The 14866-nt window shown below is 72.9% G+C and carries 5 protein-coding genes; 2 read left to right on the plus strand and 3 right to left on the minus strand.

Translation table 11 applies throughout. From position 1 onward, the window contains the following. Positions 1-76: 76 nt before the first annotated feature. The 3 genes from KUM44_RS25475 to KUM44_RS25485 form a co-directional block, all read right to left on the minus strand. Positions 77-10903 carry a non-ribosomal peptide synthetase/type I polyketide synthase gene (locus KUM44_RS25475; protein WP_217211434.1) on the minus strand — a complete coding sequence of 3609 codons (10827 nt, stop codon included), beginning with the start codon at positions 10901-10903 and terminating at the stop codon, positions 77-79. Then, positions 10863-12149 carry an MFS transporter gene (locus KUM44_RS25480; RefSeq protein ID WP_308402717.1) on the minus strand — a complete coding sequence of 429 codons (1287 nt, stop codon included), beginning with the start codon at positions 12147-12149 and terminating at the stop codon, positions 10863-10865. The genes KUM44_RS25475 and KUM44_RS25480 overlap by 41 nt, the downstream gene beginning before the upstream one ends. A gap of 100 nt (positions 12150-12249) precedes the next feature. Continuing rightward, positions 12250-13530 (minus strand): valine--pyruvate transaminase, encoded by a 1281-nt coding sequence (locus KUM44_RS25485; RefSeq protein ID WP_217211435.1) that lies wholly within the window; start codon positions 13528-13530, stop codon positions 12250-12252. Positions 13531-14469: 939 nt separating this feature from the next. On the opposite strand from KUM44_RS25485, the gene KUM44_RS25490 reads away from it, so the two are divergent. Next, positions 14470-14724: a hypothetical protein gene (locus KUM44_RS25490; RefSeq protein ID WP_217211436.1), complete on the plus strand. Its 255-nt coding sequence runs from the start codon at positions 14470-14472 to the stop codon at positions 14722-14724. A gap of 1 nt (position 14725) precedes the next feature. Further along, positions 14726-14860 carry a hypothetical protein gene (locus tag KUM44_RS46855; protein ID WP_302186042.1) on the plus strand — a complete coding sequence of 45 codons (135 nt, stop codon included), beginning with the start codon at positions 14726-14728 and terminating at the stop codon, positions 14858-14860. Positions 14861-14866: the final 6 nt, after the last annotated feature.

Genomic DNA, 14866 nt, shown 5'->3' on the forward strand with positions numbered 1-14866 from the left:
CGACGACGCTCCGCCCGCCGCGCCCCAGCCTCCGAGGAAGTCGGACAGGGCGCGGCGCACTTCTCTCCCGGGAGTGTCAGGTGGTGCGCAGAGGGAGGTGGGGGGTTCGCGTGATGTGGTCCAGGAGCCGGGTGAAGGTGTCCGCCCACGATGTGATGGTGGGTTCGTCGAAGAGGTCCGTGGAGTACTCGAAGGTGACGGTGATCGTGTCGGCGCCGGGAACCAGGACCGCGTACAGCTCGTTGCGGGCCACGCCTGACGTCGGGAGGTCGCATACCGAGGCGGAAAGCGAGCGCATGTCCAGGGTGGGCGGCGGTGTGGTGACCACGGTGAACAGCACGGTCGGGAACAGTGAGTCGCCCGTCTCCGGCGAGACCAGCTCCACCACCTCCGTCAGGGGCAGCTCCTGATGGTCGAGCGCGGTGAAGAGCGTCGCACCCAGCTGCTTCACCAGGTCGGCGAACGTGTCGGCCTCGCCCAGCCGTGCGCGCAGCAGGACCGCGTCGCCCAGGAGCCCCACCACTTCGGACCGTTCGCGGTGGGTGCGGTTCGCGCTGGACGCGGCCAGCACCACGTCGGGCAGCCCGCCGCACAGCCCGGCCGCCCAGGTGGCGAACGTCGCGGCCAGCACGACGTACGGCGTCGTCCCCAGGCGGGTGGCGGCCTCCGCGACCTGCCTCGGCGTGTCCCCGGCGATGACCCAGGTGTGCAGGGCGCCTCGGCCGGACAGCTTCGCGGGGGCCAGCCTGTCGTACGGCAGCGGCAGCCGCAGGGGTACGCCGTCGAGTTCCGCGAGCCAGAACCGTTCGAGCTCCGCCCTGCGGTCGCCACTCAGCTCGTGTTCCGCGCGGGCGCAGTCCGTGAACTGTGTGGCGGGCGCCGGAAGCCGACTGTCGGTGCCCTGGTGCCGGGCGTCGTGGAGCTCTTGCAGTTCGCGCCAGATGACGCCCATGGACCAGCCGTCGCACACGGCGTGGTGGAACACGGTCACCAGCACCCAGTGATCCGGACCGAGCCGCGCCAGCCGGAAGCGGAACAGTGGCGCGCGGTCCATCGCGAGGGGGCGCGTCGCCTGGTCCCGGCACCACCGCTCGACGGTCTCGTCGTCGGCGTGCGCCGTCAGGTCGTCCACCGGCAGGTCCACGGGCACCTGGCCCAGCACCTCGACCAGGTACCGCCCGTCGCGTCGTACGGCCCTGCTCCGCAGCGCGTGATGGCGGCCCACCAGATCCTCCAGGGCGCCCGCCAGGATCCGCGGGTCGAGGTCGCCGCGCAGGTCGATGCGGTGTGCGACGTTGTAGACGCCCGGGTCGGAGCGCTCGTGGTGCCGGTGCCACAGCCTGCGCAGCGTGGACGTCATCGGGACCGTGTCCACCAGCCGCTCGGCGGGCGCGGGACGTTCACCGCGACCCGCGATGCCCCGGATCGTGGGGTTCAGGAAGAACTCGGCCATGGACAGGTCGACGTGCAGCCGGTCCGCCATCCGGTTCAGTAGCCTGATCGCGCTCAGGGAGTGGCCGCCGAGCTCGAAGAAGGACCGGGTCACCGGCACCCGGCGCTCGCCGAGCTCCTCGCACCACAGCTCGTGCAGGGCCTTCTCCAGGAGGGTGGCGGGCCGTGCGTCCGCGCCCACGGCCACCTCGTCCGGCTCGGACCCGGGCGCGGGCAGCCGCTCTCGGTCCAGCTTGCCCGAGGTGTTCACCGGCAGCCGCTCCAGGCGCACCCAGCGGCGCGGCACCAGGTGGTCGGGCAGCTCCGCGGAGAGCGCCACGCGCAGCTCGCGCAGGTCCGCGTCCGACGCCGTGGGCACCACGTAGGCGACGAGTTCCTGGTCGCCGTGCTGGTCGCGGCGGGACACGACGGCGGCGTCCCGGACATCCGGCAGGGCGCTCAACGCCCTCTGCGCCTCAGCAGGTTCGACCCGATGGCCCCGAATCTTGACCTGGTCGTCCATGCGGCCGCAGTACTGGAGCGAGCCGTCCGTACGCCAGCGCCCGAGGTCCCCCGTCCGGTACTGCACGGAGCCCGAGCCGTCCGCGAGGAACGCGTCGGCCGTCTCCGCCGGCCGGGCATGGTAGCCGTGAGCGACCGGAGCGCCGCCCACGTGGATCTCACCGACCGCTCCCGGCAGGACCTCCCGCCCGGCGCCGTCCAGCAGGATGATCCGCGCGCCCGGCACCGGCGTGCCGATCGGCGGCCACTCCTCGCCGTCCGGGTCGACCCGGTGCGAGGCGACGATGACGGAGGCCTCCGTCGGTCCGTACTGGTTGTACAGCGCGCATTCGGGGTGCGCGGCGAGGAACCGGCGGAACGCGCCAGTGAGCTGCAACGCCTCCCCGGCCGAGAACAGCTCCCGCAGGGAGGGCAGTTCGGGGCCGGTCTCGACGAGGTACTTGAGCGGGGTGCACGGCATGAACATCCGCTCCACCCCGTGCCGGTGCACCGCCTCCGCCACCGCCGCCGGTTCGTGCCGCACCTCGTCGTCGATCAGCACCAGCGCGGCCCCGGAACACAGCGTCGTGAAGATCTCCTGCACACTCACGTCGAACGCGGGCGACGTCCACTGCAAGGTGCGCAGCGCGGAATGGCTCGCCAGGTGCCCGCGCACGAGGTTGACCGGGCCCCGATGCGGCACGACGACCCCCTTGGGGCGGCCGGTCGAGCCTGAGGTGTAGATGCAGTACGCGGGGTCCTCGGGCCGCGCGCCGTCGGTCGGGGGACCTTCCGGGAGGTCGCCGTCGATCTCCTCCACGAGCCGTACGGGCCGGTGCGGGGCGCCCGCCCGGAGCCCGGGATGCCGCGAGAGGACAGATGAGGAGGTCAGCAGCAGCACGGGCGTGCCGTCCTCGAGGAGCGCGGCGAGCCGAGGGGTGGGCAGGGACGGGTCGAGCGGCAGATACGCGGCGCCGCTCTTGAGCACCCCCAGCACGGCGGCGATCAGTTCCGGGCCGCGTGGCAGCAGCAGCGCCACGCGCTCCCCACGCACGGCGCCTCGGGAGCGCAGGTCGTGGGCGAGCGTGTTCGCGCGCCTGTCCAGTTCCCGGTAGCTGACGTTCGTCGCCCCGCTCACCAGGGCGACGGCGTCAGGTGTCCGCCGCGCCTGCCGCTCGAACAGCCCGTGCAGGGTGTCCTCGACGGCGGGCGACGGCTCGTCCAGGCGCCCCAGCCTCGCGAGGGCCGCGCGGTCGGCGCCGGTCACGGCTGTCAGTTCCCGCAGCGGCGCGCCGGGGGTGCCGAGGGCGCGGCGCACCACCTGCTCCACATAGTGCGTGAAGCGGCGCACGGTGACCTCGTCGAACAGGGCGGTGTCGTACTCGATCATGAACCGCACGCCGTCGCGGTGGTGGGTGAAGTAGACGCTCAGGTCGAACGGGGCCCGCGGGCTCGGCACGTCGACCAGCGTCGCTGCCAGCCGGGGCGGGTCGAACTCCACCTCGCCCTCGTTCTCGTACTCCACCATGACCTGGAACAGCGGGTTGCGCCCCGGGTCCCGGCGCGGGTTGAGCGCGCCCACCAACTCGTCGAAGGGGACGCCGCTGTGCTCGTACGCCTCTGCGCTGCCGGCGCGCACCCGGTGCAGCAGCGCCGGGAAGTCCGGGTCGCCGGCGAGGTCCAGGCGCAGCGGCACGGTGTCGAGGAAAAGGCCGACATGGTGGTCGGCACCGGCGGGCCGGGCGGCGAGCACGGTGCCGAGGACCACGTCGTCCTGGCCGCTCAGCCGGCCGAGCACCGCCGCGACGGCGCCCGTCAGCACCATGAACGGAGTAGCCCGGTGCCTGGCCGCGAACGCCCTCAGCGCGCTGGTGAGTTGGGCGTCCAGTTCGTGGGTGAGGCTCGCCCCCGCTCCCGACCTGACCGGGGGGCGGGGCCGGTCGGTGGGCAGGGCGAGCTCAGGGGCCCCCGCCAGCTCGCGCCGCCAGAAGCCGAGGGACGCGGCGTGGTCCGCCGGGCGGGCCGGGGCCACCGCCGGCAAGGGCGGCGGCTCGGGGGCGCCGTGCTCCGAGGCGCGGTAGTAGGCGGCGAGGTCGCGGACGAGCACCGCAGTGGAGGCCGAGTCGAACACGATGTGGTGGGCCAGCAGGAAGAGCAGATGCCGCTCCTCGGACAGTCGCAGCAGCCGCGCCGTCACGAGCGGCCCCTCGCGCAGGTCGAGGACCCGGCGCCCCTCCGTCGCGAGCGCGGCGCGCAGCGCCTCCTCCTCCGTCGCCCCCGTGTGGTCGTCCACCGGGCACTCCAGCCGTACCCGATCGCGGATCTCCTGGTACGGGACGCCGCCGTCGTCCAGGAACACCGTGCGCAATGCCGGATGGCGGTCCGCGACCCGCTGGAGCGCACGGTGCAGGGCCGACACGTCCAGCGGCCCGTCCAGCCGGACCGCCTTGGGCTCGTGGTACATGCCGGTCCCCGGATGCAGCTGCTCCAGGAACCAGATGCGGCGCTGCGCGGGTGTGAGCGGCACCCGCTCCGGTACGGGCGCCGCCCGCTCCCCGGCCTCGGGCCGCGCGCGGCGGCGGACCCGGTCGAGCACCGGCAGCCCGGCCAGGACCTTCTCCTTCGGCATGCCGAAGTCCACGAAGCAGGCGATCTCGTCCGCTCCGGCGTCCACCAGGCGGCGCACGGTCTCGGCGGCCGTGTCCTCGTCGCCGATCAGGGCACGCGAGGCGCAGTAACGCTCGTAGGCCCGTTCGAGCAGGAACTCCACGTCGTCCCCGGGGGTGTTGTCGAGGTCCGCCGTGAGACCAAGGCTGTTGGTGACCTGGCCGAAGAGGGAGAGCGAGGAACGCAGGTACGACACGAACGGCCGGTATGCCTCCGCCCGCACGCGGTCCCCGTCCTCACCGAGGTACGTGTGCACCAGCACCACGACTCGGCCCGCCGCCGGGTCGAGCCCGTGCTCCGCCCGGGTGCGCCGGTACAGCGCGATGTTCTCCGCCAGTTGCTCGACGGTCTGCGTCATCAGGTTGGTGACCACGCCCAGGCCCTCGGCGGCGGCCCGGCGGTAGCTGTCCGGGTTGCCCACCACCGCGACGTACAAGGGGAGTTCCCGTTGCAGGGGGCGGGGGTGGAGGCGTACCTCGACGGGCTCACCGTCACCGGCGGTCGTCGGCAGCGACTGCCCCGACCAGAGCTGCCGCACGGTCGCCAACTGCTCGTACATCACGTCGCGGTGGCGTCCGAAGTGCTGCGGGGCGAGCGAGAAGTCGGTGGCGTGCCAGCCGCTCGCGACACAGAGGCCCGCCCTGCCGCCGGAGATGTTGTCGACCACCGACCACTCCTCGGCGACCCGCACCGGATGGTGCAGCGGCAGCACGACCGAGCCCGCGTGCAGCCGGATGCGACGGGTGCTCGCCGCGAGCGCCGCGGCGAGCACGGAAGGGTTGGGGAACAGCGCGCCGAAGGAGTTGAAGTGGCGTTCCGGAAGCCACAGGGCGTGGAACCCGTGTTCGTCCGCGTACTTCGAGGCCTCCATGATCAGCGCGTACTTGTCGCGGTCGGCGTCCTGGGGATAGTCGCCGAAGAAGTACAGGCTGAAGTCGCACCCGGGGGCGGGCGTCGGCTGGGGTCGCTGCTCGTGATCCGCCGGTGAGGCCGACGGGGCCGCAGTCGCAGACGGGAGCGGCAAGGGTGCCGGGGGCGGAGCGGGGGTCGTTCCCTGGGGCTGGGGCTGGGGCTGGGGTTGGGACTGGGGCCGGGACGGTGTCGTCAGGGGAGGGAGCGCCGACGCCGGGGGAGTGGTGGGCCGGGCTCCCGTGGACGCGAGGAGGTCGAGTTGCCGGGATATCACGCCGGTCACCTGGTCGACGAGGTGCTCGGTGAGCTGAAGCTGCTGCCCCAGCAGCTCGTGCAGCCCAAAGGACGCCTCGGGTGCCGGGGCGAGGGCTGCCGGTGCCATGGGCGCGGGCGCGGCCACCGTTTCCGGGCGCGGCTGCGGCTGCGGCTGCGGCTCGTGCGCGGCGTGCGGCTCCTGACCCGGCTCAGCACGCGTCTCTCCGGGGCTCCGGGCGGGCCCCGCGCCCAGTTGAGCCAGGCGTTCGGCCAGCGCGCGTGGGGTGTCGGCCGTGGAGAACAGCTCCCGCACCGGAACGCGTGTGCCGTAGCGCTGCTCCAGCTCCGCTGTCATGCCCATCAGGGAGAGCGAGTCCGCGCCCAGCTCGAAGAACGACGTGTCGGGCGCGACGTCCGCCGCCTGGCGGCCGAGCTTGTCGGCGGTCAGCCGGCGTACGTGGTCGAGCAGTTCGTCCGGCACGGTGGACTCCTTCAGAGGGGTGGCCGGTGTTGTGCGCGAGGGCGGGGGCGCCACCCGGTGCCTGCGCAGGGGATGCCCCGGCAGCGGCACCCTGCCCCCGTCGTCGTTCACCGCGTCCCACTCAAGCTCGGCCCCCCTGCGGTACAGCGAGCCCAGCGAGATCAGGAGCCCGTGCACCTGGTCGGCTGCTCCCGGGCCCGAGCCCTGCCCGCCGAGCCAGCGGCTCTCCGGTACGCAGTGGCGGCCGAGGCCGGTGAGGGCCGCCCCGGCACCGATTTCCAGGAAGTCCCGGCACCCCTGCCCCATCGCCGCGGCCATGGCCATATCGAAGCGGACGGGCCGACGCGCCTGGTGGCAGAGGTAGTCGGCGTCCAGGGTCCAGCCCACCGGGCGTACCTGCCCGTCAGCCGCCGTGACCAACGGCGTGCGCAGCGGAACATACGCCACCCGCTCGGCGTGCGAACGGAAATCGCGCAGCGCCGGTTCGACCGCGGCGGAGTGGAACGCCCTGTCGACGGGCAGCGCCCGCCACCGCAGGCCCTCCCCGTCCAGCAGGCGTACGGCCTCCTCCAGGGCGTCCGCCGGGCCGGAGATCACCTGGGAGCGCGGCCCGTTGACCGCCGCCAGCTCGGCACCCGCGGCCCGCGCGATCCGCTCCGCCTCGGCCTGCGCGGCGCGGACGGCGAGCATGCCGCCCGGCGGGCAGGCCGACTGCATCAGCCGCCCGCGCCACGCGGTGAGCCGCAGTCCGTCGTCGAGTGTGAGGGCGCTGCCTGCGAAGAGGGCCGCGTACTCCCCGACACTGTGGCCGAACAGAAGCGCGGGGCGCACGCCGACGGCGCGCCACACCTCGGCGAGCGCTGCCTGATGGGCGAACAGGGCGGCCTGTGCTGTCTCGGTGGGCCAGACGGAGTCGTCGGCGGACTCGTCCAGCAGCAGCGGGAGCAGAGTGCCGCCGAACTCGTCGGCGTACAACTCCTCGCACCGGTCGAGCACCCGCCTGGCGGCCGGGTAGGCGGCGTACAGGCCGCTCGCCATGCCGCGCCGGCCGCTGCCCTGCCCGGCGAAGGCGAAGGCGAGCGGTCCGAGCGGGGCGGGCGGCGCGGCATGGCGCTCGTCCAAGGCGTCGGCCAGCTCCCCGGCGGTCCGGCCGACGGCCGTGGCCCGTGACGCCCGGTGGGGCCGGCCTAGCGCCATCGTGGCCGCCACGTCCGCCGCCGCGAGGTCCGGCCGCTGCCGCAGCCGATCGCGGAGCAAACTGGTGAGCTCGTCCAGCGCCTGCGTGTCGCGGGCCGACACCGGTACGAGTACGGGAAGTCCGGCGGTGTGGGGTCCGGAGCGTACGGGCGGCTCCTCCAGTATCACGTGCGCGTTCGTGCCGCCGACGCCGAGTGCGCTGACCCCGGCCCGGCGCGGCACGCCGTCCCGCGCCGGCCACGGCCGCAGCTCGGTGCCCAGGACGAGCGGGCCGCCCTCCAGGCGCAGGTCGGGGTTGGGCCGGGTCAGGTGCAGTGTGGGCACCAGCATGCGATGGCGCAGCATGAGGACCGTCTTGAGGAGGCCGGCCATCCCGGCGCAGCTGTCGAGGTGCCCGATGCTCGGCTTCACCGAGCCGACCGTGCAGAACCCGGTACGCCGTGTGCCCTCCCCGAGCGCCCTGCCCAGTGCCTCCAGCTCCACCGGATCGCCGAGGCGGGTTCCCGTCCCGTGCGCCTCCACGTACGAGATCGTGTCGGCGGGGACGTCCGCCCTGCGCAGCGCCTGGCGCACGACCTCCACCTGGCCCGCGACGCCGGGCGCGCTGAACCCGACCTTGCCCGCCCCGTCGTTGTTGACGGCGGAGCCCAGGATGACCGCGTGCACGGTGTCGCCGTCGGCCAGCGCACGGTCGAGCCGTTTGAGCAGTACGGCTGCGACACCGTTGCCGCCGACGGTGCCGTCGGCCTCCGCGTCGAAGGCCCGGCAGCGGCCGGTGGGGGACAGGATCGACCCGGGATGGCTGTGGTAGCCGCTCTCCTGCGGCAGGTGCACGGCCGCCGCCCCGGCCAGCGCCAGATGTGCCTCGCCGCTCAGCAGCGCCTGCACGGCGAGGTGGACGGCGACCAGCGAGGTGGAGCAGGCCGTCTGCACGCCGATGGCCGGGCCGGTGAGGCCCAGCCGGTAGGCGACACGGGAGGCGAGGAAGTCGGGCTGGTGCCCGATGGCGGCCTGCATGCCGGTGGCCGGGTCGTCCGAGGCGTCGGGTACACCGGTCGCGGGCGGGTGCTGGTGGTCGTAGAGGTTCATGCCCGTACCGGCGAACACCCCCACCCTCGTGCCCGGTTCGACTGCCGCGTAGCCGCCGTCCTCGAGCGCCTCGTGGCAGCACTCCAGGAACAGCCGGTGCGCGGGATGGGTGAGGCGGGCCTCCTTGGGACTCATCCCGAAGAACTCCGCGTCGAAGGCGTCGACGCCGTCGATGACGCCTCCGACCGGCACCCGGCCGGGGGCGCGCCGCTGCTCCGGGGACAGGCCGGCTGCGGTGAGCCGCTCCTCGTCGAAGACCCGGACGCTGTCCACGCCGTCGCGCAGGTTCGCCCAGAACCGGTCCGCCGAGTCCGCGCCGGGGAAGCGCAGCGACAGGCCGATGACCGCTACGCGCCGCTCGGCCGTGTCATGCCCCGAGCCGGTGGTCACGGGCTGCGACCGGTGCGCAGGGGCGGCGGCCAGATGCGCGGCGAGCGCCGTGGCCGTGGGGTGCTCGAAGAACGCGGTCTGGGCGATCGGCGTCGCGAGCCGCTGCTCCAGGAGCGAGCGCAGGCGGGTGAGGTGCAGGGAGGTCAGTCCCAGCTCGTAGAACGGCACACGCGCGTCCACCGGGTGCCCCAGCACGGCGCTGATCTCCTCGCACACGACCCGGGTCAGGTCGTCGGAGGCGGCATCGTCGGCGTGCGGGGCGGGACCGGTGCGGAAGCCACCGGCGATCAGCCGGTGCCGGAGCTCGGCGCGGCGTACCTTCCCGGCGGGGGTCCTCGGGAAGTCGCCGTGCGGTACGGGCAGAACGTGGGCGGCGGTCAGGCGCAGCCGGGAGAAGAGAGCGGCCTTCACCTCCCGTGTGATCCGCGCGTCCTCGTCGGCGCCGCGGCTCACGAAGAACACGGCGAGCTGCTCCGTACCACTGTCCTCGTCCGGTACGCCGCAGGCCGCGACCTCCCCCTGACGGACCCCGGCGACGGCGGTCGCCGCCTCCTCGACTTCGTGGCAGTACACGTTGTGCCCATTGAGGATGATCAGGTCCTTGCGCCGTCCGGTGATCACGACCTGCCCGCCGTCGAGGAAGGCCAGGTCGCCCGTGTCCAGCCAGTCCCGCCCCGCGGGGAACGCCTCGGCGTCCGCCTCCGGGTTGTTCACGTAGCCGGGGGTGAGCCGGGCGGGCGTGCTCACCTGGAGGCGGCCGATCCTGCCCAAAGGCGCGGGCTCGTCCCGGTCGTCCACGATGCGCAGGGTGACCCCGTGCGCCGGCGAGCCGGCCGCGACGAAGGTGACGCAGTCGTCCTCCGGGGTCCGCGCGTCGGCCCGCACCAGGTCGCCGCCCAGGCTGCTCTTGAGCAGACGGTGCACGGTGCCCGGCCGGTCCAGCCGCCCGTACGTGACGGCCGTGACCGTCTCGGCCATTCCCCACACCGGCACGATGTGCCCCTCCCGCACCCCGGACGCGGCGGTGGCGTCGAGAAAGCGGCGCAGCACCGGCAGCACGATCTGCTCGCCGCCGCACAGCAGCGTCTTGAGGCCGCCCAGTTTCCGTATGCGGTCCGGCCGCTCGGCGAGCGCGTCCGCGACCAGCCCGTACGCGAAGGTCGGCGCCCAGCTGTGCTGCGCACCGTACGTCTCGACGAGGTCGAGCCAGCGCAGCGGTTCGGCCAGGACCCGGTCGGTCGGCGCGTGGACGTTGGTACAGCCCACGAAGACCGCCAGCAGGTGGTACAGCAGGAACGCGCCGCTGTGGTCGACCGGCAGCCAGTTCACCATCGTGTCGTCCGGCCGTACGTCCATGATCCGTCGGGAGCTCGCGGCGAAGTCCGCCAGACCGGCGTGGGTGAGCCGCGCCGCCTTGGGCACACCGGTGCTGCCGGAGGACAGCATCAGCAGCGCGACGTCGGACGCGGCCGGGTCGATGTGGCCGTCCGCGGAGTGCGCGCCCAGGCAGTCCCGCGCGACCGCGACCCGCAGGTGGGGAGCGGCGACGGCCAGGTCCCGCGCCCCGGCCGCGTCGCTGAGCACCAGCGGCCCGTCCAGCACCGTACAGGCGTGCAGCAGGCGTTCGTACGCGGGCGAGCCCGGGACGGCCCGCTCCGCAATCGCCGCGGGCCGGGCGCCGCCCAGCACACAGGCCCAGAAGGCGGGGAAGAACTCCGCCAGCGGCAGCCCGCACAGCAGCACCGTGTCGCCGGCGCGCAGCCCGCGCTCCCGCAGCCCGGCGAGCAGCCGGCGGGCCCGGGACAGCAGCTCGCGGTAGGGCAGGCTGGTCGTGGCACCGTCCGGGGCGACCGCGACGACACCAGCGCCGGAGTCCGCGGCGGCGGCGCGCAGCAGGGCGTCCACGGCGGTGCGTGGGTCGTCCTCGGTGTACTCCGGCTCAGGCCCCCGGCAGAGTGCCGGTCCCTGTACGCGTTCCATGCGTGTCCCCTTCTTCTCCACTCGTGGACGACAGCGACCGGGCACCGGCGGTGGCGAACAGCAGCAGGAGCAGCGCCCCGCATACCGCGGCACCGTGGAACATCCCGACGACCGACAGGGCGGGCAGCGCTTCGAGAGCCGCCGCGGCGAGCACCGTGCCCAGTGCGAAGCCGGCCGTCTCCGCCGTGGCGGACATCCCGAACAGCCGGCTGCGCTGCCGGTCGGGGGAGGCTTGGAGGCGTGAGGTGTAGACGATCTCGGTCCAGCCGTCCGCGAAGCCCGCGCACGCGGCGGCGACCATCAGACCGGCCGCGGGCAGGCCGGTGAACGCCGCCACGAAGGATCCCGACATCGTCAACGTACCGATCGCAAAAGCGCGTTCGGGCCACGCCGATCCCCACTGGGCGCGCTTGAGTACCAGGTGGGCGGCGATGGTGCCCACCGCCCAGGCCACCCAGAAGCGGGTCATGAACAGTGCCGGATCGGCCGGGGCGGCGGCGTGCGCGACCACGGGCAGCGCGACGTTGTGCGAGGAGGACGCGAGGGCGTCGACCCCCCGGAGCATGATCATGCCGAGCAGCAGGCCGGGAAGACCGGCCACGCCGTGCCACGGACGCGGGCGACGGGGAGCGTTCGCGTCCTTCCCTCGGCCGGACTCCTCCCGTACGGGCTCCTCCGCGCCGTCCGTACGCGGCCGCAGGGCGAGCAGTGCCCCCGCCGACACCGCGAAGCTCGCGGCGTTGACGGCGAACGCGCTTGCGTAGCCGCCGAAAGCGATGACGGGCGCAGCCGAGGCGAAGCCCAGCACGGTGGCGACCGACCGCGCCGTGACCAGCAGCCCGTTCGCGCGGGTACGGGACTCCTGGCCGACCATGGCGGGGATCGCGCTGCGCAGGGCGACGGTGAAGTACGTGTTGCCCGCGCCCATGACCACGACGGCGCCGCACAGCAGCCACATCGGCGTGCGGGCCGCACACAGGGCCAGGGCGGTCATGGCGAGTCCCTGGGCGACGTCGGCGAGAACCATCGTCCGCAGGCGGGTCGTCCTGGCCGACAGCGCCGCGGCGGTGAGCGCGGCGACGAAGCCGGAGGACAGGCGCAGTGCCATCACCACGCCGACCCCGAACGCCGTGCCGGTGACCCGGTACGAGAACAGGCTCAGCGCGATCAGGTTCAGGTAGTTGCCGTAGCCGGACACCGCGTACGCGCAGACGAGGGCACGGAAACGCCGGTCCACACCCCCCACCACGTCTCCTTCCCGCGCGTGAACGCGCTCACCGGTCCTCGTTGCCTGGCCATCACGTGCACGCCGGCCGCCTTCGCCGAGACCGGCGGAGGCTGCGGCGTCACAGGGTCGTCACGGACGCCTCGGCGCGCATCTCCCGCAGCACGTCGGCCACTTGGCGGATGCCTTCGGTGAGTACCTTCTCCTCGGCGCTGAGGCTGACGCGGAAGCACCGGGTCGCGTGGCCGGCCAGGGCGGGGGAGGAGAGCGGGTCCACGAAGAAGTGCCGTCCGGGCACGACGAACACCCGCCTCTCCTTCAGCCTGCGGTACAGCTCGATGTCGTCGAACCACGGGTGGTCCACCCACAGCCAGCAGAACATCCCCCCGACACCGGAGTGCATCCGCCAGTCCATGTCCGGCGGCATCGTCTCCGCCAGCAGATCCGCGGCGAGGCGCTTCTTCTCCCGGTAGTAGGGGGCGATCGCCTCCCGGGTGACGTCGTCGAGCCGCCCGTTCCGCATGATGCGGGCCAGGGCGGCCTGGGGGAGCTGCGGGGCGTGCAGGACGGAGTTGGACATGAACGACGCCAGCGCGTCCACGTACCGCGGGGAGCCGATCGCGAACCCGACGCGCTCCCCGGGCAGTCCGGCCTTGGACGCGGAGAAGCAGTTGATCAGGTGGTCGTGCAGCACCGGCTCGGTGCGCACCTCGGCGATCCGGGGGAACGGGGAGCCGTACGCCTGGTCCAGGAGCAGCGGCACGTCGCGCTCCGCCGCCAGCGCGGTCAGAGCGTCCAGGTCCGCCCGGTCCAAGGCGCGTCCGGTGGGGTTGCCGGGGCTGGAGACCAGCATCATGCCGATGTCCGACCGCCGTCTCAGGCCCTCGACGTCCAGCGCGTAGCGGAACCGGTGCTCGCCCTGGCGTTCGATCAGGGGCGGCACTCCGGCAATGCCCCCTGCGTGCATGCACATGCCCTGGTAGCCGGTGTAGTCGGGAACCATGGGCAGGACGATCTTCCGTTCCCCCCGTGCTCCCGGGCCCGCGAAGAGGGCGGCCGCAGCGAAGCACAGCATCTGGCTGCCCGGGCCGACCACGACGTTCTCCGGGCCGAGCCGCCAGCCGTACCTGCGGCGGAAGTAGTCGACGACCGCCTCGATCAGGACCTGGCTGCCGCGTGACGGGCCGTAGCGGCAGCTCGCCCGCCCGAAGTCCTCGGCCAGCGCGTCCGCCAAGGCGGTCCGCCACATGTCGCTCGCCTCCGGGACGGAGGCCGGATTGCCCACGCTGAGGTTGAGCCACTCACCCGCTGACGTGTCCGCCGTACTGGCGGCCACGTCCTCCATGATGCTGCGCAGACCGGAGACACCGGCCATCTTCGCGCCGCTCAGGGACAACTCCATGGGGATCTCCTGGTACTCGTGGGGTGAGTGTCGGTGCGCGGGCGGAGCACGCGGTACATGCGGAAGCACGCGTACCCGGCCAGGGGCGGGCCGTGGAGAGGGAACGGGTGGCGGGGGGCGCGTACCGCCCCGGGGCGACGGGCCCAGCGGTGCCGCGGCCTGCCGGCGGAGGCGACGAGGGGAGGCGATTTCCCCGAAAGTCCGCGTGGCGGGGCCTTTTCGAACGCGCGCACAGGAAGCGCAGCGTGCCGCCCATGCTCTTAGCGTCGGGCGATTCTGTCAACGGCCTTACGGAAGGGGACCGTAGAGCCGGGCCGGGTGAAGGTGCCGTGCGGTGAGGGCAATGCCCGGATCGCGAAGAACTATCCGTTAGTCAACCCGATGCCCCAACAGTCGAATTACTCTGCAAGGAGTCCGGTGCGGCTCCACTCACCGGTCTGACGCCGGCTCAAGACGCGCCCCGACAAGAAAAGATGATCATCCCTTCCATGAATCGGTCCCACGCCATACAGTGAGGAGCGTCCTTCGGGACTCCTCGTGGGAGCCGTGCGTCATCAGTGCATCGCTCGGCTGGGCACGAGGCGGGCAGCGGACCTCTCGTCATTGACCGTCGAAGAGGGTGAATCGCTGCCGTCGTACGCCGCTGGTCGGCGTGAAAGGGGGAAAGGAAATGCAGGGTGCTGCCCACTTAGCCGTACGTCCGACGTGCGATGCCGCTGTGTGAGCGTGACCGCTCGCGTGCGTTCAGCCCGGAGAAGCCGCGGAAGGCCGACCCTCTGACGTCGGATCGCCGCCGCAGGGCGTGGTGGTGAGATTGCGGCACCGCCGTGCGTGAGTCCCGCCAGCGTTCTCGGTATTGCCGTCAGGCGACACGTCCGTGAAACCCCCGTGGTGAGGCAAAAGGCGTCCGTGCCCGGGGAAGTGCCTTCAAGGAGTGGGATGTCCGACGCCTGCGCGAGTTTAGCCGACAGCGTACGTGCGGATGTGGCCGGAAGCTTCGACCTTTCATCGGTGTCACTTGACGATTCATTCGTGGGTCCTCACGTGAACCCGATCACCGTGCCGCGCCCGACGGCCGCACCTGGGGAGCGGTTCTACATCTCCCCGGAGCTGGTCGATCTGTTTCGGGCCGAATCCGTGGCCGGTCTCGTGGAACTCGTCGACGCTTCTGTGAACCGCCGGAAAGGGAAATGAAGTGAAGACAGCGGAGACCCCCTTCGAACCGCAGGACTGCGGTGTGATGTCCGGCGTCAGCTGCGAACCCGAGACGCTCGCGCGCGTCGACGTGGCCCATGGCCGCCTCGACCGTATCCACCTGTGTACGAAATAGCGGACG

Source organism: Streptomyces sp. AC550_RSS872, assembly GCF_019049285.1.
Classification (GTDB): domain Bacteria; phylum Actinomycetota; class Actinomycetes; order Streptomycetales; family Streptomycetaceae; genus Streptomyces.